General features: G+C 68.3%; 1 protein-coding gene and 1 pseudogene. Both read right to left on the bottom strand.

The features are described from left to right. Positions 1-427, bottom strand: a pseudogene (locus HMPREF1023_RS14880) (hypothetical protein); the annotation flags it as partial. Positions 428-779: 352 nt separating this feature from the next. Next, positions 780-1,586: DUF92 domain-containing protein (locus tag HMPREF1023_RS14875; RefSeq protein ID WP_009307284.1), on the bottom strand; the 807-nt coding region annotated here is incomplete at its 5' end.

Below are 1,586 nucleotides of genomic sequence, written 5' to 3'. Positions count from 1 at the left end.
GCGGCGTCCGGCCGCGCGGGGCTTCCTTCGGAAGCGCCGTCGTCTCGGCAGCATCGAGCTTCGCGGTCGCCGCAGCGTGCGAGCCCGCGACCGACCCCGCGCCGACTGCGGCACCCGCGCCTCCGCCTGCACTCGCGCCGTCCTTCGATCCCGCCGAACCCTTCGAGCCCATCGCCAGCGTCTCGCCCGGATGGATCTCCTTGAGCTTGTCGGCTGAGCGCTGCAAAAACTTCTTGTACAGCTGCGATGCCACGGCCGACACCACCGAGCCCACGCCCACGCCGATCGCCGAACCGTATATGCCGATTTGCGAGGCTAGCAGCATGGACGTAACCGCAGCAAGCGCACCCGCAACGACCTGGGCTATCGAAAGGTCGTCGAAAAGCCCGCCCAACTTTCCCTTTCTGCTGTTCGCCTCCTGCGCCATCGCCTATCCTCCTCGCGTCGTTCTCGCGCCGGCCCTGCGCCGGCCCTCCTTCCTGAACATACCCGAGGATTATGAAGCTCGTGCGCACTCCATCCAACCGTTACCGGCAAGCCACAGAACGTCCAACCATCCCGCGCCGAACTCCTGGGCGCGAAACGGCACCCATGACAATCTCGAGAAGGCAAACGGACGACGAAGCATCCGGGAGATTTTCACCACCTGGGCTTTTGCGCGTCATCGAAGCGATGCCGCCGCCGAATGCGCTCGCACATCGTCATGGGTGCCGTTTCGCGCCCAGATCGTCGGAAGCCACCCGACGAAATCCACCCGCCCTCGGACCGCCAGCGCCCGCCTACACCACTACGAGCAGGCCGAGCAGCACGACGGCGATGCCGCTCATGAGGTTGACGGCATCGTTCGTGACCCAGGCGTAGCCGGACACGAGCGCGGCCTGGGCCCCGCACGGCGGCGTTTCCACAAGCCCTCCCTCAGCGTCGTTCGGACAGCGGTACTTCGCTTGCATGACCACGCCCAGCACGCTGTCCACGAGCGAGCCCACGACGCCGCACGCGATGTTGAAGAAGAACGCGTCGGGCCCGGTGGGAATCGCGTAGCCGAACGCATGGAACAGCAGCATGGCCAGAAACGCCGAGGTTACGGCTCCCACCACGGTGGCCGCGAGACCCAACGGGCTCACGCCGCCCGAAAGCCCGCGCTGCATGGGCTCGCGCGTGAGGATGTTCACCGGCGGCCGGCGGCTATACACGCCCACCTCCGACGCCCACGTGTCGGCCGTGCTGGCCGCCAGAGCGCCGGACGCCAGAAGCAGCAGCCACGGCTCCCCCGTCGCCGTGTACGCCAGCGCGCACGCGAGGAACGGCACGCTGTTCGCCAGCACCTGCCGCAACGTACGCGGGCCGCTGTGCTTACGCGAAGCGGGCGCCCCGCCGTTCCGCTTGACCGCCGAACGCGCCATCAGCTTCGACGCGACGTTCGAGCTGCCGAAGAACCACATGAGCAGCAGCCACAGCGGCCACCCGCCGATAGCGAACGCGAGCGTGCCCACCGCCACGGCGCCGAGGCCGCCGGCCACGGTGAGCAGCCGCAGCCGAAACGACGCGAGCGCCACCGCGCCCGACAGCAGCAATCCCGCGAGCGC

Source organism: Eggerthella sp. 1_3_56FAA, assembly GCF_000185625.1.
GTDB classification, from domain to species: Bacteria; Actinomycetota; Coriobacteriia; order Coriobacteriales; family Eggerthellaceae; genus Eggerthella; species Eggerthella lenta.
Note: the sequence above shows the minus strand (reverse complement) of the source record. Positions and strands in the feature narration are given on the sequence as shown.